22 protein-coding genes are annotated in these 23,645 nt (G+C 40.8%); 16 read left to right on the top strand and 6 right to left on the bottom strand.

The window, feature by feature from the left end; translation table 11 throughout:
- Positions 1–343 precede the first annotated feature (343 nt).
- From rpsR to rpsF, 3 genes are read right to left on the bottom strand one after another with little or no spacing between them, the layout of a single operon-like run.
- On the bottom strand, positions 344–574 hold the full coding sequence (rpsR, locus tag EO124_RS09525) for a 30S ribosomal protein S18 (RefSeq protein WP_006555209.1): 231 nt from the start codon (positions 572–574) through the stop codon (positions 344–346).
- Between the two features lie 41 nt (positions 575–615).
- The gene (locus EO124_RS09520) at positions 616–1,017 is read right to left on the bottom strand and encodes a single-stranded DNA-binding protein (protein ID WP_021840307.1); all 402 of its coding nucleotides are present in this window, start codon (positions 1,015–1,017) and stop codon (positions 616–618) included.
- A 17-nt stretch (positions 1,018–1,034) separates the two neighbouring features.
- Entirely contained in the window at positions 1,035–1,319 is a 285-nt protein-coding gene (rpsF, locus tag EO124_RS09515) for a 30S ribosomal protein S6 (protein WP_006555211.1), read from the bottom strand.
- 296 nt (positions 1,320–1,615) lie between these two features.
- On the opposite strand from rpsF, the gene EO124_RS09510 reads away from it, so the two are divergent.
- The 8 genes from EO124_RS09510 to ychF all read left to right on the top strand — a co-directional run bounded on the left by EO124_RS09510 (position 1,616) and on the right by ychF (position 9,640).
- Complete coding sequence (locus EO124_RS09510) at positions 1,616–2,587, top strand: diaminopimelate dehydrogenase (RefSeq protein WP_127059315.1); 972 nt, start codon at positions 1,616–1,618, stop codon at positions 2,585–2,587.
- A gap of 348 nt (positions 2,588–2,935) precedes the next feature.
- The gene (locus tag EO124_RS09505) at positions 2,936–3,457 is read left to right on the top strand and encodes an SRPBCC family protein (RefSeq protein ID WP_127059314.1); all 522 of its coding nucleotides are present in this window, start codon (positions 2,936–2,938) and stop codon (positions 3,455–3,457) included.
- Between the two features lie 29 nt (positions 3,458–3,486).
- Positions 3,487–3,834: a winged helix-turn-helix transcriptional regulator gene (locus EO124_RS09500; protein ID WP_127059313.1), complete on the top strand. Its 348-nt coding sequence runs from the start codon at positions 3,487–3,489 to the stop codon at positions 3,832–3,834.
- Between the two features lie 267 nt (positions 3,835–4,101).
- Positions 4,102–4,725 carry a TetR/AcrR family transcriptional regulator gene (locus EO124_RS09495; RefSeq protein WP_127059312.1) on the top strand — a complete coding sequence of 208 codons (624 nt, stop codon included), beginning with the start codon at positions 4,102–4,104 and terminating at the stop codon, positions 4,723–4,725.
- Positions 4,726–4,802: 77 nt separating this feature from the next.
- The gene (locus tag EO124_RS09490; RefSeq protein WP_127059311.1) at positions 4,803–5,777 is read left to right on the top strand and encodes an HlyD family secretion protein; all 975 of its coding nucleotides are present in this window, start codon (positions 4,803–4,805) and stop codon (positions 5,775–5,777) included.
- Positions 5,774–7,276 (top strand): ATP-binding cassette domain-containing protein, encoded by a 1,503-nt coding sequence (locus EO124_RS09485; protein ID WP_127059310.1) that lies wholly within the window; start codon positions 5,774–5,776, stop codon positions 7,274–7,276. The genes EO124_RS09490 and EO124_RS09485 overlap by 4 nt, the downstream gene beginning before the upstream one ends.
- 1 nt (position 7,277) lies before the next feature.
- Complete coding sequence (locus EO124_RS09480; RefSeq protein ID WP_127059309.1) at positions 7,278–8,411, top strand: ABC transporter permease; 1,134 nt, start codon at positions 7,278–7,280, stop codon at positions 8,409–8,411.
- A 122-nt stretch (positions 8,412–8,533) separates the two neighbouring features.
- Positions 8,534–9,640 (top strand): redox-regulated ATPase YchF, encoded by a 1,107-nt coding sequence (gene ychF, locus EO124_RS09475; RefSeq protein WP_127059308.1) that lies wholly within the window; start codon positions 8,534–8,536, stop codon positions 9,638–9,640.
- A gap of 182 nt (positions 9,641–9,822) precedes the next feature.
- On the opposite strand, the gene EO124_RS09470 is transcribed toward ychF, so the two are convergent.
- Positions 9,823–10,698: a polysaccharide deacetylase family protein gene (locus EO124_RS09470; protein WP_127059307.1), complete on the bottom strand. Its 876-nt coding sequence runs from the start codon at positions 10,696–10,698 to the stop codon at positions 9,823–9,825.
- 252 nt (positions 10,699–10,950) lie between these two features.
- Between EO124_RS09470 and EO124_RS09465 the strand changes: the two genes are divergently transcribed.
- The 8 genes from EO124_RS09465 (at position 10,951) to EO124_RS09430 (ending at position 20,182) form a co-directional block, all read left to right on the top strand.
- On the top strand, positions 10,951–13,041 hold the full coding sequence (locus tag EO124_RS09465; protein WP_127059306.1) for an OPT family oligopeptide transporter: 2,091 nt from the start codon (positions 10,951–10,953) through the stop codon (positions 13,039–13,041).
- A gap of 214 nt (positions 13,042–13,255) precedes the next feature.
- The gene (locus EO124_RS09460) at positions 13,256–14,557 is read left to right on the top strand and encodes an ABC transporter substrate-binding protein (RefSeq protein WP_021840318.1); all 1,302 of its coding nucleotides are present in this window, start codon (positions 13,256–13,258) and stop codon (positions 14,555–14,557) included.
- A gap of 106 nt (positions 14,558–14,663) precedes the next feature.
- Positions 14,664–15,542 carry a carbohydrate ABC transporter permease gene (locus EO124_RS09455; protein WP_127059305.1) on the top strand — a complete coding sequence of 293 codons (879 nt, stop codon included), beginning with the start codon at positions 14,664–14,666 and terminating at the stop codon, positions 15,540–15,542.
- Complete coding sequence (locus EO124_RS09450) at positions 15,532–16,359, top strand: carbohydrate ABC transporter permease (protein WP_127059304.1); 828 nt, start codon at positions 15,532–15,534, stop codon at positions 16,357–16,359. The genes EO124_RS09455 and EO124_RS09450 overlap by 11 nt, the downstream gene beginning before the upstream one ends.
- Positions 16,359–17,444, top strand: a complete 1,086-nt coding sequence (locus EO124_RS09445) for an ABC transporter ATP-binding protein (RefSeq protein ID WP_127059303.1) — start codon at positions 16,359–16,361, stop codon at positions 17,442–17,444. Before EO124_RS09450 ends, EO124_RS09445 begins: the two co-directional genes overlap by 1 nt.
- Positions 17,445–17,452: 8 nt before the next feature.
- Positions 17,453–18,220 (top strand): sugar phosphate isomerase/epimerase family protein, encoded by a 768-nt coding sequence (locus EO124_RS09440; RefSeq protein ID WP_127059302.1) that lies wholly within the window; start codon positions 17,453–17,455, stop codon positions 18,218–18,220.
- A gap of 230 nt (positions 18,221–18,450) precedes the next feature.
- Positions 18,451–19,659 carry a MalY/PatB family protein gene (locus EO124_RS09435; protein WP_127059301.1) on the top strand — a complete coding sequence of 403 codons (1,209 nt, stop codon included), beginning with the start codon at positions 18,451–18,453 and terminating at the stop codon, positions 19,657–19,659.
- A 52-nt stretch (positions 19,660–19,711) separates the two neighbouring features.
- Complete coding sequence (locus EO124_RS09430; protein WP_164726612.1) at positions 19,712–20,182, top strand: pyridoxamine 5'-phosphate oxidase family protein; 471 nt, start codon at positions 19,712–19,714, stop codon at positions 20,180–20,182.
- Between the two features lie 100 nt (positions 20,183–20,282).
- On the opposite strand, the gene EO124_RS09425 is transcribed toward EO124_RS09430, so the two are convergent.
- Together EO124_RS09425 and EO124_RS09420 are read right to left on the bottom strand one after the other, a co-directional pair.
- On the bottom strand, positions 20,283–21,686 hold the full coding sequence (locus EO124_RS09425) for an NAD(P)-dependent oxidoreductase (protein ID WP_241230704.1): 1,404 nt from the start codon (positions 21,684–21,686) through the stop codon (positions 20,283–20,285).
- A 265-nt stretch (positions 21,687–21,951) separates the two neighbouring features.
- On the bottom strand, positions 21,952–23,298 hold the full coding sequence (locus tag EO124_RS09420; protein WP_127059299.1) for an SLC5/6 family protein: 1,347 nt from the start codon (positions 23,296–23,298) through the stop codon (positions 21,952–21,954).
- Positions 23,299–23,645: the final 347 nt, after the last annotated feature.

Below are 23,645 nucleotides of genomic sequence, written 5' to 3'. Positions count from 1 at the left end.
TAATATACTTTCTATGAATTTATAGAAAAATTCGAAACGAGGTGTTACATTATTTATGAGTCTCTCGACAAATATTAATGAAACTGAAAACTCAAAATGTCCTATAGGCCAAAATCTGCGTAACAGAATAAAAAAATAAGTTGACCCCAGGAGCATGGGAATTCTAAGTATAAAACCTACTCCCATTCGGGAACCCAGCTTAAATCCTTCGCAAGTCAACTTTGTAAATTCATTATAACACAGCTACCATTTTTTACAAGAAAATTTATAAACTCTAAAAATAAAAAACCCCGGCAACCTTTCGGTTACCGGGGTTTAATACTTCATATCAAGCTATAAAGTATTATTCTGCTGTGAATGGCAACAAAGCAATAGCGCGAGCGCGTTTGATTGCTAATGTTAATTTACGCTGATGTTTAGCGCAAGTGCCGGAAATACGACGTGGAAGAATTTTGCCGCGTTCAGTCGTGAAACGACGAAGTTTAGCAATATCTTTGTAGTCGATTTGATCTACATGATCAACGCAGAAGTTACATACTTTTCTTCTTGGTTTTCTGCTTCTATCTCTTCTCATTATGTGAATCCTCCTTTTCGAATTAGTAGGAGTCCTAAACACTAGAACGGAATGTTTTCATCGTTGCTGCTTCCGAAGTTGTCAAAATTAGAAGACCCGCCACCGAAGCTGTCGGTGTTCTGAGTATCTAACGATGTGCCAACAAAGTTGGCTACTACTTCAGTTACATAGCGTTTTTGCCCATCCTGAGTTTCATAAGAACGGGTATTCAAACGACCTTCAACGAAACAACGGCTCCCTTTACGTAGGTTACCAGCTGCTTCCCCTAATTTACCCCAAGCTACACAATTAATGAAGGCGGTTTGTTCCTTCTGTTCATTGGTAGTGGAATCAAAATATGTGTTTGTCGCAGCCACTGTAAATGATGCTACGGCTCTACCTGTTTTAGTAAAGCGCACTTCAGGGTCACGAGCTAAATTACCTAAGATCTGTACTGAGTTCATAGTAAACCTCCCAGAGCTTACTTGCCGTGTTTAACAATTAGGTGTTTAAGGACATCATCGTTGATTTTTAATACACGATCGATTTCTTTGATTTCTGCAGGATCTGCTTCAAAGTTAACCAATACGTAGAAACCGTCAGTGAATTTTTTCACTGCGTAAGCAAGACGACGCTTGCCCCAACGATCTACCTTTTCTACTGTGCCGCCTACACGAGCAATCAAAGCTTCTACTTTTTCAATAACCGCGTTGGTTGTCTCTTCTTCGGCTGGTTTCACAATCACCATGACTTCGTATTTGTTCATACAAAATCACCTCCTCTTTTGGACATATGCCCCTATCTTCCATAGGGGTAGGAAGCGCTTACCATCAATAAGCTTTTCAATTATATACTAATTCTAATAAAAAGGCAAATTTTTTATGAAAAAAAGCCCAAAATTTCCAATAATTACTATTTGCTGTTTATACTATTCTAATTTTCTATAGAAAATGACATTTTTAACTATACACCGAACTCTACACAGAGTATACTTAAATAAGAGTGTATATCAAAAAGATTGCAATGATTACAATATTATTATATATGTAGGAGGTTTGACCTATGAAAATCAGAGTAGGCATTGTAGGCTACGGCAACTTGGGCCGTGGCGTAGAAGCGGCTGTAAAATTACAGCCGGACATGGAATTAATTGGTGTTTTTTCTCGTCGCAGCGGTTTAGAAACAGTGAGCGGCGTGCCAAGCTACGCTATGAGTGAATTGGAAAGCTTCAAAGGCAAAATCGACGTTATGGTTCTTTGCGGCGGTTCCGCTACGGACTTAATCGAACAGACTCCGATGGTGGCTAAACATTTCACCGTTATCGACAGCTTCGACACCCATGCACGCATTCCGGAACATTTTGAAAACGTGAACAAAGCAGCTAAAGAAGGTGGCAATGCCGCTTTAATCTCCTGCGGTTGGGATCCGGGCATGTTCTCCTTACAACGCGTTTTTGCCGAAAGCATTTTGCCACAGGGTAAATCCTACACCTTCTGGGGTCGTGGTGTAAGCCAGGGTCACTCTGATGCCATTCGTCGCTTGGATGGCGTAGTAGATGCTCGTCAATATACTGTACCTCGCGAAGAATATTTGGAACAGATTCGTCAGGGGCAGACTCCTGAAGTAACGGCTCAATCCGGCCATCTTCGTGAATGCTACGTAGTAGCCGCTGAAGGGGCTGACAAAGCTAAGATTGAAAACGAAATCAAAACCATGGAAAACTACTTCGTTGGTTATGAAACCATCATTCACTTTATTTCCCAAGAAGAACTCGACAAAAACCATAAAGGCATTCCACACGGCGGTTTCGTACTTCGCAGCGGTGAAAGCACCGAAGGTACCCGTCACGTTGTAGAATATTCTTTAAAACTCGACAGCAATCCTGAATTCACCGGCTCTGTATTGACTGCCTATGCACGCGGTATTTATCGCTTGGCAAAACACGGTGGCACCGGTGCTTACACTGTGTTCGATATTCCACCGGCTTGGATTTCCACTCACAGTGCCGAAGAATTGCGTGCTCATTCTTTATAATTCGTAACAATATATTAATACCAACAATCGAATAACCTATATACTAAGAGGCTGTAACGAAAACAGATTTTCTGTTATCGTTACGGTCTCTTTTTATGTATTAACTGCACGTTTAAATCAGTAGTACACTACTTTGAAACCTCTATACTATCTTTTTGGGTACTATAGCACTTTAAAGTGCATTCTTCCTTTCAAATCACATTTAGCATATAATGAATCCATCAGCTGATAAAAATTGTTTTCAAAATTTACAAATACATTAATAAATTAGAATTCATTACCGAATACTAACATTTAATACTGCAAAATAAATAACCAAGACTATGTTACAATATAAGGAGATACACTATGTTACATGAAATTAATTGGCCACATGAATATTTACCGGGTACAACCGACAACTTTGCTTCCAATGAAGTGATTATCCAAGGCGTTACGGCTACCGAAGCTTTTGACAATTTAATCGATACCGCCATTTGGCCAACTTATTATAAAAACGTGGCCGATGTGAAGTTCGATAATACCAAAGGCACCAAACTTGCTGAAAACACACGTTTTCGTTTTAAAACATTCGGTTTCCCTATTGAAGCGGAAATTACCGAATTTGAAGCACCAACCGCTAATCAACCGGGGCGTTTAGCTTGGCACGGCTGGGCTGAAGGCGATGCAGAAACTCGTCTTGATGTAATCCATGCTTGGCTAATTGAAGATTTATCGGAAAATCGTGTGCGCATTTTGACTCAAGAATCTCAAATTGGCAAACCGGCTGTGGCTTTACACGAAGATCCAACTGATCCAATGAATATCGGTCATCAGGACTGGCTCCGTGGCTTAGCGGCTACTTTATTAAAAGCAAAAGCCGGTAAATAATAAATTATATTTTTAGGAAGGGATTACTAATGACTACAAAAAACTCTATGTTCCAATGCCCTGTCGAAGCGGCTTTAAGCCTATTGGGTGGCAAATATAAATGTATTATCTTATGGCATTTATTGGAACGGACTCATCGCTACAGTGAACTCCAGCGCGTCATTCCTCAGGCAACCCCAAAAATGTTAACCCAGCAACTGCGTGAACTGGAAGATGCGGGCGTTATCGAGCGCAAAGTCTATCCCGTAGTCCCTCCTAAAACAGAATACAGCTTAACGGAATTCGGTCTCACTTTATCCCCTATTATCGAGTCCATGTGTGACTGGGGCAAAACGTATATGGGAGATAGAATTGTACCAAAAGACTGTAATTCGTAAATACTGAGTAATATTAACAACTAAAAATTCCTCTTTAAAGCAACTTAGAGATAACATCTTTAAGTTGCTTTTTTATTGCTCAATTCCTTATTTATCGTAATTAACTTGTTTTATCTGTACTTTATTTCATGCATAGCTTGCTTTTAATTTAAACAACGTTTAAAATTAAATTGTAATTAAACAATGTTTAAATCACAAAAATATAGGACTTTAAACAGCGTAATAAATGTTAGTATTCTTCTATTAGTATAAGTAAAGGACAACATTATGGCCGAATCAACCAAAGATAAAATCATCAACACAACCTATCGCTTAATGCTCGACAATGACGATATCAGCAGCATTACCGTGCGCATGATTGCCGCCGAAGCAGACGTCAATGTGGCACTCGTCAATTACCATTTTAAAAACAAGGACAATCTGTTCAACGAGGTAATCAACCAAATCCTCATCCGTGCCAAAGAGTTTTTCACACTCTTAGAGGACGAAAAACGACCTGCCAGACAGCGTTTATTCGATTTTTTATTGCAATACCAACAACACTTAGCTAAGCATAAAAAATTTATTTTCTATCTCTTTTCATCAAAGCAAACCTTCCCGACCCAGATGACTTATCTTAAGTTCTTACGAGCCCAAGGGGTTGCAAAAATAATGAATCATGTGGCGCTCCTCATCAAAGCGCAGCAACCGGAAGCATCCGATGAATCAATTCAAAGTCAAAGTAAAATTATATTCAGTCATTTGATTTCCGTTTTGCTATTTCCGGTTATTTACAGCGCCTCTATCAATGAGGCTGTTAAAACAATGAAAGATGTCTTCCTTTCACCGGAAGAAACCAAGGCTTCATTGCAATTCTTTTTTGATACCTATTTCCCGGAACACGAGATTTGAACCGAAACATAAAATGTACCCCGAATCTCTGATATCAAGTGATATCCACTTTTTACTACTTAACTAAGGAGTCTTTTATGAAAAAGAAATATATACCTATCGGTCTGGTGCTGATTCTTTTAATCGGCATCGCCATCTACTATTTCTACCCCCGCACAACTACCGATAAGGTGAACACAGTGGGCACCATTGAAGTGCATCAATACGATATTACACCACGTAGCAGCGGCTATATTGCAGGCCTCGATGTGGATCTTGGCAGCCGCATCACCGCCGGTGAAACACTGTTCACCCTATCTGAACCAACCACCAACACAGCTCTTGATGCCGCTAAAGCCTCGCTCGCTCAAGGGGCCGCCAACTTAGCGGATTTACAAGCCGGTGCCCGTGAAGATCAAATCAAAGCATACAAAGCCTTGGTTGACTCAGCGACCGTTTCCCGCGACCAAGCGCTACGTGAATTTAATCGCTATGACGCTTTATATGCCGAAGATGCTGTATCCGCCCAAGTTCGCGATCAAAAACAACAAGCCTATGAGGTAGCCCAGCAGAACCTCGCCAAAGCTACGGCTGATTACCAAGAATTACTGCAGGGCACACGAAGTCAGCAGATTGCCGCTGCCCAGGCTCAGGTAGCAGCCTTAAATGCTAATGTCGCTTCTGCTCAAAGCCGCGTGGAAGATTTAATTATGAAAAGCCCGGTTAACGGCCTTGTTTTAACCAAAAACTACAATAAAGGTGAATATGTAAAAGCAGGCGCTCCTGTTTTAACTATCGCCGATATGCAGGATGCGTGGGTTCACATCTATGTATCAACGGAACAACTGGCTCTTATCAAAGTGGGCGACAAAGCGCAAATCAAAGTAGACGGCTTACCTAACCAAATCTTTGAAGGCTATATTGAACGCATCAGCCCCGAAGCAGAATATACACCACGCCAAAGCATTACCAAAACGGAACGCTCAAATTTAGTATATAAAGTGCGGGTTAAAGTAAAGAATGGTGAAGAAATTCTTAAACCGGGCATGCCGGTGGATGTGGTGATTCCATGATTACCATTCAAAATGTCCACAAAGAGTATGGCGATGTTAAGGCTCTTAAGGGAATCAACCTGACCATTCCGGACGGCGAAATGTTCGGTCTCGTTGGTGCCGACGGTGCCGGCAAATCGTCGCTCCTACGCATGCTTTGCGGCCTCACCGCCCCCAACGAAGGCACCATCGATATTAACGGCGCCTCGCCGCTCGATATAAAACACACTATCGGCTATGTGTCACAACTCTTCGCTTTATATCCCAATCTGAGTGTGTATGAAAACCTCGAATTGTATGGCCGTTTGTATGGACTCAGTAAGGATGAACTTTACAATAAATGTGATATTCTTGCCGAATATGTAGGCCTCGGCAATTTTAAAGACCGCATAGCCAATGATTTATCCGGCGGTATGAAGCAAAAGTTGGCTTTAGCCGTAGCCCTTTTAAACACGCCAAAGTTGCTCATTTTGGATGAGCCTTCAACCGGTGTCGACCCCTTATCACGCCGTGAATTATGGACTTTAATCAAAAAAATCAACCAAGCAGGTACCACCGTGGTGGTAGCCACGCCCTTCATGGACGAAGCGGACTACTGCTCGCAAATTACTTTTTTTGAAGCCGGTCAAATCTTAGCTCTCGGCACGCCGCAGGAATTACGCACTCAAACGAAGGTGGCTAGAGACCAGACACTGGACGAAGTATACATTCGTCTCGTCAATAAAAATAACGAACTCACCGCTGATTATACGGTGCAACATGACTTTGAGCGACTCGCCAATAAACCGGTTGTTATTCAAACGCAAGATTTAGTGCGCCGCTTCGGTGATTTTACAGCCGTCAACAATCTTAATATTACTATTAAAGCAGGGGAAATCTTCGGACTGCTCGGCTCCAACGGTTGCGGTAAATCCACGACTATACGTATGCTCTGCGGCACGTTAACCCCTACAACCGGTCAAATTGAAGTGCTCAATACAGATGTGACTAAGCATGTGTCACTCATAAAATCAAGCATCGGTTACATGTCTCAAAAATTCAGTCTCTATGCCGATTTAACCGTCATGGAAAACCTCACATTTTACGGCCGCGTCTACGGCTTAAAAAAGGCTGAATTAGCGGAACGCATCGAAACCGTCATCGACGAACTGGAATTACACGACATTAAGAACCGTTTAGTCCGCGAATTACCGACGGGCTGGCGCCAACGAGCCTCTTTAGGGGCCGCCATTTTACATAAACCGTCCATCGTGTACCTGGATGAGCCGACCAGCGGTGTCGATCCGTTGACGCGTCGCCAATTCTGGGGCGTCATCAATAAATTATCCGACCGAGGCACCACGATTTTGGTAACCACTCACTTCATGGACGAAGCGGAACAATGCGACCGCATTCTCTTTATGGACAAGGGCCAAAAGATTATCGAAGGTCGTCCTAAAGTGTTAAAGGAAACCACACCAAATGCCAGGAATCTGGAAGACGCGTTTATTTATTATATGAAACAAGCTAGGAGTCGATGATATGCAACGAATTTGGGCTATACTGATAAAAGAGTTTCACCAGATGAAACGGGATAAAGCCACCTTATTTATGCTGATTTTAATGCCCTTAATGCAGCTCATTATTTTCGGCTACGCCATCAATACCGATGTAAAACATGTACCGACGGTCATTTATGACCAATCACGCAGTGAAGAAAGCCGCGAGCTCATTAATGCCTTCGTGGGCACCTCCTACTACGATGTCGTTGAATATGTCAATAGCAATCAGGCCATGCTGGACAGCATTTATTCCGGTAAGGCCGTAGCGGCCCTCACCTTTCCGCCCACCTTCAGTGAAGATATTAAACACGGTCGAACCGCGGAAATGCAGCTCATCGTCGATGCCAGTGATAATACGATAGCCAACAGCGCCATCAGTACGGCACAACTCTTAGGGCAGCAACGTTCTCTAAGTATTACGTCACAACGTCTGCTGGCTACTGGGCAAGCGGTGCCGTCCGGTAATGCCATTGAAGTAAAAATTAATCCGTGGTTCAATCCGGATTTCATAACAGCCTATAACATTGTGCCGGGCATTATCAGTCTTATGATTACCATGACTTTGGTAAGTATTACGGCCATGGCCATCGTGCGCGAGCAGGAAGTAGGTACCTTGGAGCAATTAATGGTAACGCCGCTCAAAGACTACGAAATCATCATCGGCAAAGTAATTCCCTATGTACTCATCGGCTACGCACAGGCGGGTATCGCCTTGGTAGCGGGGATTTTACTATTCGACGTACCGTTTCAAGGCAGTTTTTTCGTCCTTTTTATGACGACGACCATCTTCCTCATCGCCTCATTGATGCTGGGAATCCTCGTTTCCACCGTGGCCAAAACACAGCTTCAAGCCATGCAGATGTCAATCTTAGTATATATGCCGAGCATTTTGCTATCCGGCTTTATGTTCCCTCGCGTGGCCATGGATGCCATTTTCCAATATCTTGGCGCCATCATGCCAATGACCTTCTACTTGATCATCATTCGTGGGATTATGTTAAAAGGAATTGGCATCGAGTATTTATGGCCGCAGATTTTTGCCCTCCTCACCTTCATCGTCATCACCGGTTTTATCAGTATCCACACCTTTACCAACAAACGTAAAAACGGTTAACAGTGCATCCGCGCAGTTTCTATGTTATAATAAATTGTTAACATAGTAATTTATAACTACCATAGACGTCGGTGGTTCCCATAATCACCTTAACTGACTAACTGATGAGTGAGGAGAATGAAATGAGTACAAATCTTGAAGTAGGTATTGTAGGCCTTCCTAATGTAGGCAAAAGTACGCTGTTTAACGCTATTACCAAGGCCGGTGCCGAAGCGGCCAACTATCCGTTCTGTACAATCGAACCTAACGTAGGTGTCGTTGACGTGCCGGATGACCGCATCAATCAATTGGCCGTTATGTTTAAATCTAAAAAAATTATTCCTGCCGCTATGCGCTTCGTTGACATTGCCGGTCTCGTAGCCGGTGCGTCCAAAGGCGAAGGTTTGGGCAATAAATTCCTTAGCCACATCCGCCAGGTTGACGCTATCGCCCAGGTTGTACGTTGTTTTGATGACCCTAACATCACCCATGTCGCCGGTTCCATCGATCCGATTCGTGATATTGAAATCATCAACACGGAGCTTTGCTTGGCTGACCTTGATTCCGTTGAAAAACGCAAACAGCGTATTGAAAAAATCGCCAAAAGCGGGGACAAAGATGCTCGCATCGAGCTTCCTATTTTGGAAAAAGTCATCGAAGGTCTCGGCGAAGCTATTCCGGTTCGCGCTCAAGGTCTGGACGAAGAAGAATTAGAACTCCTGAAAGAGTTAACTTTATTAACAGCTAAAAAATCTTTATACGTAGCCAATGTATCAGAAGATGAAATCTCCGACTATGAAGCTAACGAATATGTAAAAAAAGTAGAAGAATATGCCGCCAACGAAGGTTCCGGCGTAGTTGTTGTATCCGCTCGTATCGAATCGGAAATCGCTGAATTATCCGATGAAGAAGCGGCTGCATTCCTTGAAGAACTCGGCCTTACCGAAAGTGGTTTAACTAAATTGATTAAAGCCAGCTACTCCTTATTGGGTCTTATCAACTTCTTCACAGCCGGTGAAATGGAAGCTCGTGCCTGGACTATCGTCGAAGGCACCAAAGCTCCTCAGGCAGCCGGTAAAATTCACTCCGATATTGAAAAAGGCTTTATCCGTGCGGAAATCGTAGCGTTTGACGACCTTGTAGCTTGCGGCAGCCAGAATGCGGCCAAAGAAAAAGGTCTCGTTCGCCTCGAAGGTAAAGACTATGTCATGAAAGACGGCGATGTAACCTACTTCCGCTTCAATGTGTAAGCATTAATATATAATGTTAAAATATAACGTTACGATATAACGGTTACCGGTAAAAAAAATAAAATAAACATTAATAGCTTATTGGCTATAACAAAAATGTACGCAGTCCAAAATCGGAACTGCGTACATTTTTTTATCCTACTTATTCTGTTTGCCGGCTAAGCTGTCATATTAAATTTGACTTAGTATTTCAACTTGCCCATTGGTACATAAATCGTACCGGAAGACATAGGCCCTACGGTACCCTGCTGGAAGATAACAAAGATTTCATGGTCTTCCGTAGCATAGAAATCGGACGGAACTTTATCGACCGTTCTGTTTTCAGGGAAAAACTGTGGCTTTAAATCTTCATCATTGGCAATAGCCTGATTTAATTCATCTAATTTAACGCCGCCAAAATCATGCAAGGTCAACACTTTGCCACTAGTGCTGTTGAAGGTAAAAGCCTTCACTGTATTCAAACCGTTAGCCGCCTGATCACCAATCGTATAGGATTTAAGCACTACGCTGAAAATCCCTTTATCATTGGCTTTAACATCATACGTCATGTACAGATTTTCTTTTACATCCGCTTTAAGATTGTTTTTCTCCAAATTCTTTTGCAATGTTTGTACATATTTGGTGATTCGACTGTTAATTTCCTTGGTTACCACCGGGCTGACGGATGTTACCGTCGGATAGGTAACATGTATACGGTCACCGCTAATGGCAATCGGTTGCACCGCTACCGCTAAGCGCTGATAGTACGCATTAGCTTCCGGAACTTTCACCAAATCCGCATCACGCGACAGTTCATCGGATGCTTCCCACATAGCTTTATTGGAAGCCGGCGAAATATCCTGAGATACACGTTTAGTCATAACGCCGGTCGTATTGTTATGTGCTTCGGTCGGCGTCTGTACTGCCACAATATCGCCGTTGTCATCGACTACAGCAGCAGCCGGTTCGGAATCTACTTTTACAACGGCCACGTCTGCGGCATTAACGCCACCAAAACCGCCCAAAGCAATGGATCCGAATACAGCGGCCATTATATATTTTTGCCATTTCTGTTTCATAAAAAATTCCTCCTTCATTCCCCTTTATGGCTAATGTACTTTAATACATTAAATCATGCCAAAAAACACTATATATTTATAATATAACAAAAAACGGTGAAAAAATCATGATATTCTGCATTTTTTCATGATGATTTGTGATGTATACAATATAGAGTTAAATTTGAGATTGAATTTTGTCCACAGTTTTTGTACAATCGTCTTGTAGGATTATTAATGTTCTATTTTTTTATTCTCTCAAGGAGGGTTAGTATGAAGCATGATTTTATGAGTCATGACTTACATCTGCCGGAATTGACGTTCCGCGGTATGCTATTAGGCGTACTCATTACTATTATTTTTACCGCGTCAAACGTTTACTTGGGCTTAAAAGTTGGCTTAACCTTCTCCAGCTCCATTCCAGCCGCTGTAATTTCCATGGCTATCCTTCGTTTTTTCAAAGACTCCAACGTTCTTGAAAACAACATGGTTCAAACCCAAGCATCGGCTGCCGGTACTTTATCGGCTGTTATTTTCGTTTTGCCGGGCCTCTTGATGCTAGGCTATTGGCAAGGCTTCCCTTACATGCAAACTTTATTACTTTGTGCCTGCGGCGGTTGTTTAGGTGTATTATTTACGATTCCGCTTCGTCGTGCCATGGTAGTAAACAGCGATCTTCCATATCCGGAAGGCCGTGCGGCTGCTGAAATTCTTAAAGTAGGCAGTCAGAATCATGGTGACAGCGCTAAACAAAGCGCCAGCGGTATGAAAGAAATCGTAAGCGGCGGTATTTTTGCCGGTATCATCAGTCTTTTCACCAACGGCTTCCATTACTTGGCCGGTGAAATGAGCTTCTGGTTCGGCGTTGGCCGCGGGGTTACCCAGTTCCCACTCGGCTTCTCCACTGCCTTACTCGGTGCCGGTTTCCTTATCGGTATCTCCAGTGGTATCGCTATCTTGGTTGGTATGATTATCGCCTGGGGCGGTTTCGTACCTTACTTGACCAACGTATTGCCTATGGGCGATGCTAAGTCGGTAGAATCCTTCGCTATGGCCGTTTGGAAAGAAAAGGTTCGTTTTATCGGTGCCGGTTGTATCGGTATTGCCGCTATTTGGACCCTTATTACCTTGGCAAAACCAATTGTTGAAGGTATGCGTATTTCCGTTCAAAATATGAAAATGTCCGGCGAAGAACGTGAAACTCATCGTATGGATACAGATATGAAGCCTTCTACTATCGCACTTGTTTTCTTGCTTATTTTAGTTGGCCTCGTTGTTTGTTTCTACTCCTTCGTAAGTGCCGTTGACATCAGTCCTGCTCTTATGTGGACACTCGTTATCTGCGGTATCGTTATCGCTCTTTGCATCGGCTTCTTCGTAGCTGCTGCCTGCGGTTACATGGCCGGTCTTATCGGTACATCCGCCAGCCCAATCTCCGGTATCGGTATTTTGGGTATCATCATTTCGTCCCTCGTAGTATTCGCCATTGCATCCGCCAATGACTTATTCGCTACTGAAGCGGGCGTTAAATTCGCTACTGCTATGGCCTTATTCATGACCAGTGTGGTTGTTTGTATCGCCGCTATTTCCAACGATAACTTACAAGACCTCAAAACCGGTCAACTCGTAGGTGCTACACCTTGGAAACAGCAGGTAGCTTTACTTATCGGTTCCGTAGCCGGCGCCATCGCTATCGCTCCGGTTCTTAACCTATTATACGAAGCTTATGGTTTCACCGGTGCTTTACCTCGTGCCGAAATGGATCCATCCGCTGCCTTGTCGGCACCGCAAGCTACTTTGATGACAACAATTGCGCAAGGTATCTTCAGCTCCAATCTTGATTGGGATTATATCCTTATCGGTGTTGGCATCGGTATTATCGGTATCATCGTTAACTTGGTATTAAAGAGCACTACAGCTACTTTATCCTTGCCGCCATTGGCTATCGGGATGGGTATCTACTTACCACCTTCCCTCGAAATGCCACTCGTTATCGGTTCTTTGATGAGCTATTTCGTTGGTAAATACTTAGTAAAACGTGCTAAAGAACGTAGCGGTGAATTGGCTGATGCCGATGTTGAACAATGTAACCGTCGCGGCGTTCTCTTCGCTTCCGGTATGATCGTAGGCGAAAGCTTAATCGGTGTAATTATTGCGGTTATCATCGTTATCTCCGTAACTTCCGGCGGTGGCGAAGATCCACTCAGCATGGTTGGCAAAGACTTTGCAAATACTGCTGAATGGCTTGGTTTAGGTGTCTTCATCCTTACAATTGCTTACTTCGTAAATCTCGTATTATCGACTAAGTTCAATCGTGAAGAAGCACTCGAAATCCAACGCATTAACGAAGAAGAACATAAATAATATCTTACAAACCTAATCATGAAAACTGTCATGTCCGCAAGGATATGGCAGTTTTTTTGTCTCCTACAAAAATCTTACAAAACCTTGAAAAATTTTTATTAAATTTTACATTTTTCATCTTGAATGTTTACACTATTATGATTTAATGAAAAATATGTGGTGCACTAAATTGTAATCTAGTATATTAAAACCTTATTCAAGGTAGGAGGAAATCATGAGATTAAAAGCCATTTTATCCGGCCTGTTTTGTATGCTGGCCTTGCTCGTACTTGCAGGTTGTGGCAACTCAACTTCAAACAGTGGTTCAGCAAATGACAAAGTAGTAGAAATTGAATATTGGCATGTAGCATCCGATAGTTTCGGTGGACAAACAGTTCGTGAATTGGTTGCCGATTTTAACAAAACACATCCTAATATTAAAGTCACTGAGAAATTTAATCCGGATATGTACAAAGGCTTAACTCAAAACTTACAGGCCGCTTTAGCATCTGGACAAACACCGGACGTAGTGCAAATGGGTTGGAACTTCTTAAACTATGCACACGAAAACTTTGAAACGGAAAATATTGATAAAATTTTCGCTGATGCAGGAGATCCTAATTTTATCAAAGATACCTTTGAACCTAATATTGCTCGTTTAGCACAAACAGATAACGGTGATCAAGTCGGCGTTCCTTACTCCTTATCCTTACCGGTTTTATACTATAATCCGGATATCTTTAAAGCTGCCGGTTTAGATCCTAATAAACCACCGAAAACATGGGAAGAAGTAGCAGAATATGCTAAACAAATTAAAGAAAAAACAGGTAATCCGGCATTCTTTATGCAAGAATATGCCGATACTTGGACCAACCAAGCACTCGTTGAATCCAATGGCGGCACCATGTTAACTCATAAAGACGGTAAATGGCAGGCCGGTTTTGATACCCCTGAAGCTGCTCATGCTTACCAAGTAATTGCCGATATGGTTAAAAATGGCACAGGCTTACACGCAACTAATGAAGAAGGTTTCCAAAGCTTTACGTCCGGTAAATTAGCTATGGTAGCAACTACCATTGGCAAACGTGCTAATTTTGAAAAATCTTCTAACTTCAAAGTAATGACTACAACCTTCCCTGCCTTTGGCAATAAACCAGTTAAAGTGCCTGCCGGCGGTAACTTCCTCATGATTCTCAGCAAAGATAAAGCTAAACAAAAAGCCGCTGTTGAATTCGTAAAATACTTGGAAAGTGCTGAAAACTTAACGAAATGGGATACTGGTACCGGTTACTTACCGCCACGTAAAAATATGGCACAAGAAGGTCCATACAAGAAACTAATTGATGAAAACGAAAATATTAAAAAAGCCATGGAAATGCTTCCTAATGTAACACCTTGGGTTAGTTTCCCGGGACAAAATGGCTTACAAGCAGAACAAGTGTTAATTGATGCCCGCGATGTTATCCTTAACGGTAGTAAAACAGCATCTGAAGCATTACACGAAGCAGCTTTAAAAATTAACGATTTACTGAAGTAATATTAAAAAAAATTTTCATATTGTAAAATTAATGCCATTAGAATCAGTAGACCTTAGATTTTATTTTTGTCTATTGATTCTAATTGTGCTTAGAAGGAGTTTTAATATGAATCGTCTTTCAAAATCAGGCTATTTACTGTTCTTGCCTGCTGCATTCTTCTTTTCAGTCTTTTATTATTGGCCTTTACTCGTCAATGTAGTTCTTAGTTTCTTCTCATGGAATATGGTAAGTTCTAAGATTAAGTTTGTTGGAATTTCAAATTATACTGATATCGTTCAAACGGCTGAATTTTATTCTGTAATTGTAAATACAGTTTTATTTGTCCTATTTCTTTTAATTTTTAACTTTGTATTACCTTATATTTATTCTTATATCTTAGCTTATGTCCTTAAATACGGAAAAAATCTATACAAAGTATTTTTCTTTATGCCTTCGCTTTTTAGTCTATCCGTTGCAAGTATTCTGTTCTTATGGATATATAATCCGTTAGCAGGACCTATTGATGCCATTTTACAAATGTTTGGTCTTGATTCTCCTCGCTGGCTGAAAGAACCAATTTTAGTTATTTTCTCTATCAGCATGATTATTGCTTGGAAAGTATTTGGCTATAACTTTATTCTTATGTTGGCTGCCATGATGTCCGTTTCCAAAGAAATGATTGAAGCAGCTCGTTTAGAGGGAGCCTCTGATTGGGTTATTTTACGTAAAATTATAATTCCCCAAACATCTTCGTCCGCAATCTACGTCTTTGTTATTACCGTGGTATTCGGCTTACAATACGTCATGATTCCGGTCAATATATTAACGCAAGGCGGGCCTAATCAAGGCAGTGCAAACCTCGTATACGTTATTTACCAATATGCTTTCGTATTCTATCAAGTCGGCAAATCGGCGGCGTATGCTGTATTGACGATGTTATTATTCGTTATATTTGCTTGGTGGCGTAATAAAGTATTAGATAAGAAGGTATACTATGAAAATTAATCTAAAAAAGGAACTTATCGGCCATATCATCCTTATAATTTCGCTACTTATTTGTTTATGGCCTATTGTGTTTTTAGTGTCGGCTTCATTAAAAGATTTAAATCAAATCTTCCAGTACCCTTTGAATCCGCTGCCGGAAAACCCAACATTATCCAACTATTTTACAGTACTGGACCGATTCCCTATATTCCAATTTACCGGTAATACCTTTTTTATTGCCATTACGGTTACTATTTTTAAAATTATAACCAGTTTGCTTGCAGGATTCGGATTTGTTTATTATCGATTTAAAGGTAGAGAATTACTATTCAATTCCATGGTTCTAACCTTTTTTATTCCTATGTCCGTCTTAATCATGCCTAATTATTTATTGATTTCTTCATTGGGACTTTTAGATACACCTTACGGTGTTATTCTCGTAGAAATTGTAGATGGCATGGGTATTTACTTAATGCGCCAAACTATGCGCAGTATTCCAAAAAGTATTTACGAATGTGCCATTTTAGAAGGTGCTTCACCGCTGTATATCTTATGGCATATTATTCTCCCCTTAGTAAGACCATCAGTAATTTCCATTAGCATTATGTTCTTTATCAATGCTTGGAATGAATATTTTTGGCCGTTGCTTATTTTAAAAAGTAAAACAGAATATACCTTGGCCTTAGCATTACCAATGTTTATCAGTGCCGAAGGCGGTAGCGAGTGGGGTTTAGCTATGGCACTCGCCGTATTGACCAGCATTCTACCATTTATTTTATTCATCATTTGCCAAAAATATATTCTCAACACATTTATTCAATCAGGAGTTAAAGGATAATGCATAATATAGTTTTTAATAAAGTAAGTAAAACCTACCACGAAAAAGAAATCATTAAACAATTAAGCTTTGAAATTAAAGAAGGGGAACGAGTGGTCTTGTTAGGACCTTCCGGTTCCGGTAAAAGTACGACGCTTCGCATGATTGCCGGTTTAGAAGACATTAGTGATGGCGAATTATATATGGGGGAAACTCTAATCAATGATGTACCGGCGGGAGATCGTAATATAGCCATGGTTTTCCAAAACTACGCTTTATTTCCTCATTTTAATGTATGGGATAATATTGTATTCGGTCTAAAACTACAAAATCTACCGCAGTCTGAAATCAAAGAACGGGCTAATGCCGCCATCGAAATGTTGAATTTAAAAGGCTATGAAAATCGCCTAATTCAATCTCTATCGGGCGGTCAAAAACAAAGGGTTGCCTTATGTCGTGCTATCGTAAAACAATCGCCGTATTTTTTATTAGATGAACCTTTGGCAAATTTGGACGCACAACTTCGTCAACATGCCCGCCAAGAACTTATTAAAATCCATGAAAGCTGTAATTCTACTATGATTTATGTTACTCATGATCAGGTAGAAGCCATGACCATCGGTCAACGAATCGCCATTTTACACGAAGGCGTGTTGCAACAATTCGATAAACCTGAAATTGTATATGATAATCCGGCTAATTTATTCGTAGCCTCATTTATTGGTACGCCGGCTATGAATTTATGGCCTTTAATAACTAATAACGGTCAAGTAACCATCGGGTCTTCTACATTGGAATTACCGCCATATGTAAAAGAAAAACTTACAACGCCGGCACTTACCGTAGGTATTCGTCCGGAAAAATTACGCCTTGTTCCAGTAGAACGAGCTATGTTACATGGACAATGTCAATATATTGAAAATATAGGTAATATTCAAAACTGTTTATTTCAAGTAAATGATACAATTAAAGGATTTATTCAATTTTCAGGATTAGAAAATAAAATTAATGTCGGTGATTCACTAGGCCTTAATTTTAATTGGAATGACGCTTGTTTCTTTGACAGTGAAACCGGCATTAATTTAAATTCAAAACAAAGCCACTAGGAGGAAACATGAATACTATTACGATTAGCGATTTACTATTTCCTGCATTTGAAAAAAATGCACTTAAAAATTTACCTCAAAATTTCGGTATGGAGTTTTTCGTAGAATTTGGACCATTAGAATATTGGCGGGCCTTATTACCTAACTTTCAAATTAAATCACGCAATATATCTTTACATGGTCCTTGTGTAACCGTTAATTTAGCCGATCCTAATGATACTCAATACTTAAACCGCTATAAGAAAGATATTACTTTTGGCAAAGAAATTAATGCTGAATTTATCGTTGTCCATACAAATGAACAATGGTCAGGAAATAAAGAAGATGTACAAAATTTAGTTATCGAACGTCTTCAAGAACTTGATAAATTGGCTCAAAATATTGCCGGACCTCGTCTAGCAGTAGAAAATGTAGGTTTATTAACAAATAATCTATTCAATGAATCTGAGTATATTGAACTCTTTACTAAGTTTCCTAACATTGTTTCATTGATTGATGTAGGCCATGCTAATGTTAATCAATGGAATTTACCTCATGTAATTCAAACTTTAAACAAAAAGATTATTGCTTATCATTTACATGATAATAATGGAAAAAAAGACGAACATCAGCCTATCGGTACCAGTTCTATCAATTGGACAGAATTATTTAAAGCAATCAACACATATTCACCAAATGCCACTAAAGTCTTAGAATACGCCAATGGCACTTTCAAATCTATAGACCAATTATTAGAGCATTTGAACTCTATAGAGTCTTTAATGACAACAAAATAAACTATTAAAAATAATTACAAAAGCGGCCATACTTAACTTTAAAGGGTTAGTATGGCTATTTTTGTAAGTGAAACTATATTTTGTTATAATGAAGTCAATTACAAAGTAAAATTTAAAAGTCAGCTTCTTTTTACTAAAATTAAAGGTATCTTCCTTTTAAAAGTCTTGTAATTAACGCTAAATTCCTATTAATATACGTTAACATACACACTGTTACAGGAGGTGTAACAATGAATCAAACTATGACCAAAGAAGAATTTTTAAGTCGCTACGCCCTCGATCGAAGGGGCTCTAATAGTGTTAAATGGGACGGTTTAAAACAACGTTTCCGCACCGATGATGTCATCCCTATGTGGGTGGCCGATATGGATTTTAAGGCGCCCGAAACGGTTATTGATGCTCTTACGGAACGCGTTAAACACGGCGCTTTCGGCTATTCCTTAATCAGTCCGACCTATCATCAAACCTTTATCGATTGGCTAACGCGCCATCATGGCTATACGCCTAAGAAAAACTGGCTTCGTTTCACCAGCGGCACAATAACGACCTTATTCTGGATTTTGCATGCCTTCACTGAGCCAAAAGATAATATCCTTATTCTTTCACCGGTGTATTATCCGTTCTACAGCACACCGCAAGACACAGGCCGCACACCAATCTGCAGCGAATTGCAACAAGACGAAACGGGCCGCTATTATATCGACTTTGACGATGTAGAAGCTAAGATTAAAGAGCACAACATTAAAGTTTTCATTCTCTGCAATCCGCACAATCCGGTGAGTCGTATTTGGTCGGAAGAGGAACTGGTTAAACTCTTCACCCTTTGTGAAGAAAATAATATACTCATCGTAAGCGACGAAATCCATGAAGATTTTATTTTTGGCCCAGATCCATTTATTCCGGCCTTAGCCGTGCAGGACGGCCGCTTCAAAGATTCCATTATTACCATTACCAGTGCGTCCAAAACTTTCAACTTGGCCTCTTTACCTGTAGCGCATACGATTATTCCGAATGAAGCTCACCGCAAACAATTTGATGCCTATATCTCTACCATAGACCATACACAACTCCCCGTGCTGGATTTACTGGCTACAGAAACAGCTTATCAGACAGGGGATACTTGGTTAAGTGGACTTTTAGCCGTAATTAAAGATAACTATGAAATTTTGAAAAATGCCTTAATCGAAGCGGCACCTAAGTTGGTATTTACACCGCTGGAAGCGACGTATCTGGCCTGGGTCGATTTTAAAGCCTATGTTACGCCCGAAGAACTCGACGAATTCATGATAAAACAGTGCCGTGTCGGCGTTAATACGAGCCCTAACTTTGCACCGGCCACACCGGGTTTTGTACGCTTCAACTTGGCAGCTCATCCGGATACGGTGCGCGAAGCCGCCGAACGTATTATTAAAGGAATTAAGGCTATTAGCGCAAAGTAACATCTAAAGCGAATCCTCAATAATTCCTTAGTTTTTTATAAAGGAGATGCCCATGCGTCGTCACGATCGTCAGATTACTGATGAAAACACAATTAACGAACTCATTCGTCGCTGTCGGGCCATCCGCTTAGGCCTGCGCGATGAGGATCAAATATACATAGTACTGCTTCATTTTGCTCACTCTTTTGAAAACGGTCTACATACTTTTTATTGCCATAGTGCTCCTATGGGTCGTAAAATCGACTTGATTAAGCGCACCGGCTATGCCGCTTTTGAAATGGACGGCGGTCAAGAGTTATTGGCCGGTGACATAGCTTGCGATTATTCCTCTGCCTATTTCAGTATTATCGGTACGGCCGATGCTTCTTTGGTGGAAGATATAGCTGAAAAAGAAACCGCCTTAAATCTCATCATGGCGCATTATACCGGTAAGGACCAATGGGAATATAAACCGGCCATGCTAAAAGCCGTAGCAGTCATAAAATTAGTCGCACGCGAACTGACCTGTAAAGCTAATCAGTGACCACAATAAAGTAAATAACATAGAAAGAACCTCCTACACCAACCGGTATAGGAGGTTTTATTTTTCAAATATTATATTTCAGTAATATTTAAAACAACAATTAAATATCGCCCAAATAACGTTTAGCTTCGCAGTAGTTAACCATGCCTTCTACTACCTTCTTAGCGGCACGCATAGCGAGTACTACGGTAGCCGGTTTATGTACTACGTCACCGCCCGCAAATACGCCTTTACGGCTAGTCATGCCATATGGCATTTCACGCGTTACTACATAGCCGTCCTTGTTAACTTCAATGCCGTTGCCCGGGCCAACCAAGCGTGCATTCGGTTTATGACCGATGGCAATAATAATCTTATCAGCCGGAATCACTTCATAGTGACCGGTTGGTTGAATAGAACCGTCTTCCTGTGGTTCTTGAATTTCACAACGTAAGCCTTCAACGACAACGTCTCCTTCTACACTGGATGGAGCCGCATAGAACTTGAAGCGAATATTTTCTTCTTTTGCTTCTTCGTATTCAGACGGATTGGCGCTCATATTTGCTTCACCGCGACGATACGCTACCGTAACCGATTCAGCACCTAAACGTACACAGGTACGAGCCGCATCCATGGCCACATTACCGGCACCGATAACAACGACACGGTCACCTTTTTGAACCGGAATCGCATCATCACCGACACGACCGTTCTGGTGTAATTGAACGGCTGTCAATAAGGCCATGGCCTGTAAAACACCCGGTTTTTCATCACCGCGCATAGGAAGTTCCATCGGCACATGAGTACCGGTTGCGATGAAGATAGCATCATAGCCCTCTTCAAATAAAGAATCGATTGTTTTATTCGGCCCGATAATCGTATTACACTCGAATTTAACGCCCAAAGCTTTAAGGCGATTAATCTCACGATGCACCACTTCTTTACTCAAGCGGAATGCCGGAATACCATACAGCAAAATGCCGCCCGGTTCGTCTTGTTTTTCAAAAATCGTTACTTCATAACCAAGTTTGGCCATATCACTGGCTACGGTAAGACCTGCAGGACCGGAACCGATAATCCCGATTTTACCTTGATCCTTAATAATCGGTTTCATACGACGTAAACCGTGTAAGCTTTCAAAATCCGCCGCAAAACGTTCCAATTTACCAATATTAATCGGCTTATTGGCACGATTCAAAATACAATGACCTTCGCACTGCTTTTCACGAGGGCAAACTCGACCGCAAACGGCCGGTAAATTACTGCGTTCGCCAATAATATCATTGGCTTCCCCAAAGTTGCCACGCGCAATGGCTTGAATAAAGCGCGGAATCTCATTTTCAATCGGACAACCGGTACGGCACAAAGGCTTCGCGCAGTTTAAGCAACGCTTAGCTTCCGCTAAGGCTTCCTCTAATGTATAATCAGCATCTTCCAAGTACGCATGGTGGCGAGCCTTCGCCGCCGCATCGTTGGCTGCTATATTTCCTGCTTGTTGATTTGTCACTTCATTCGGTCCAACCATGGAAATCCCTCCTCTAATTCTCACTTATCAATGCCTTCATTGATGAGTCAATTTATACTATTCCTTTTCCCTATATCTTTTTTAAAAACTAATTCTACTATACCATAACGCCTGTAGCTAGTAAATAGTTGACAAAATAAGCCATAATTAGCCGATTGCCTTTTTTTACAAATATTGTCAGTATAGGACCATAATAAAAAAAGCCACCTTTGAGAATGACTCAGATGGTGGCTTACAAACCTAATCATGAACTTTTTTAATCCAATTACTGGAACAGACCGTAGAACATAGCGGCTACAGTGATGATACCGATAGTAATAACGAAATAGTTTGTTACGCTGCGGTATTTCTGCATTTTTGGTACTTTGAAAATAGCAACCATAGGCATTAACAAGAGAATAAAGGCGATAGCCGGACCACTCAAGGTTTCGATAATACCTAAAATGCTTGGATTGATATAAGCAATCAAGCAACAAGTAATGAGCATGAATGCCAAGATAATGCGGTCAACCGTTTTAGCATTTAATTCTTTTTTATTAACATGGCCTAAATCAATAACGATGTCGCGTAAACCTTCATAAGCACCTACATAGTGGCCCAAGAAGGATTTAGTAATCGCAACGAAGGCGATGATTGGAGCCAACCAAGCAATGAATGGTGTGTTAAAGTGGTTAGCTAAGTAGGACAAAATGGAGATGTTCTGATCTTTAGCAGCCTGCAAATCAGCCGGAGATAAGGCGAATACACAGCTGTAAACGAAGAACATTACAACGCCGAACATCAATAATACAGCGTATTTTTGAATATCGTGACATTTTTTATCTACATGTTCATCACCATATTCCTGACGTTCTTTCATAACGAAAGCAGAAATAATAGGGAAATGGTTAAACGAGAATACAAGAACCGGGAATGTCATCCACAACGTCATGAGCATAGCACTGCTGCTACCACCTTCAGGCTGGTAGGTCAAAATAGCGGTGTTCCATTCAGGAATGAGGTATAAACCGATAACCAATAAAGTGGCAATAAACGGATATACCAAGTAACTCATGATGCGTACGATAATATCCTGGCCCATGCGAACGATGGCCAATAAACCAACAATAACAGCAACCGTAATTAATGCACGATCAACGCCGGCAATACCGAGCTGATTCTGTAATAAACTGTCAGTCGTGTTGGTAATCGCTACGGAATATAATAACAAGATTGTATAAATACCAACAAAATAAACTACATTAAATACACGAGCTGCTGTAGGTCCCCAGAATTCTTCAACCGCACCGATGATACCTTTATCCGGTGAAGAAGCGGACATAACGAAACGAGCTAATGCACGGTGAGCCAAGAATGTTACCGGGAATGCGAATAAGGTAATCATCAATAATGGCCAGATACCGCCGATACCTGCGTTGATTGGCAAGAATAATACGCCCGCACCGATAGCCGTACCGAATAAACCTAACATCCAGGTGGTGTCTTCTTTATTCCATTTGGAGGCATCTAATGTTTTAGTAATACTTTCGCGAATTGTTGTTTGTTCGCCATATACCGGTAATTCCTCCTGAACCGGTATGTCCTTTTGGACTACTGTTCTTTCATCTAACATACCTTTACTCCTTAATAGTAAAACCTGTAAAACCTAAAAACAACACTTTTCGTCCTTTTCTAAAACCTGCCCCCAAGTATCCGTTCAGAAAAGACATCTTATGTAAGTATGATAGCATAGCATACCTAAAATGACAACTAATCATCATGATTATATTGCATAGAGTGTACTTTCTCAGTGTTCAATTATTTATTAACAAGTAATTAATAGTAAACATACATAAATTATAGTATTAATTAAATTATTTTCACTTTATATTTTTGTATTATATTATATTATTTGATATTTTATAATATTTACGTGTTATTTCTTATATTTTCATAAAAATAAGGTGTAATATCCACCCC

Origin of the sequence: Veillonella ratti (assembly GCF_003992115.1) — a bacterium.
Classification (GTDB): Bacteria; Bacillota; Negativicutes; order Veillonellales; family Veillonellaceae; genus Veillonella_A; species Veillonella_A ratti.
This window is presented reverse-complemented; position numbering and strand designations above follow the sequence as displayed.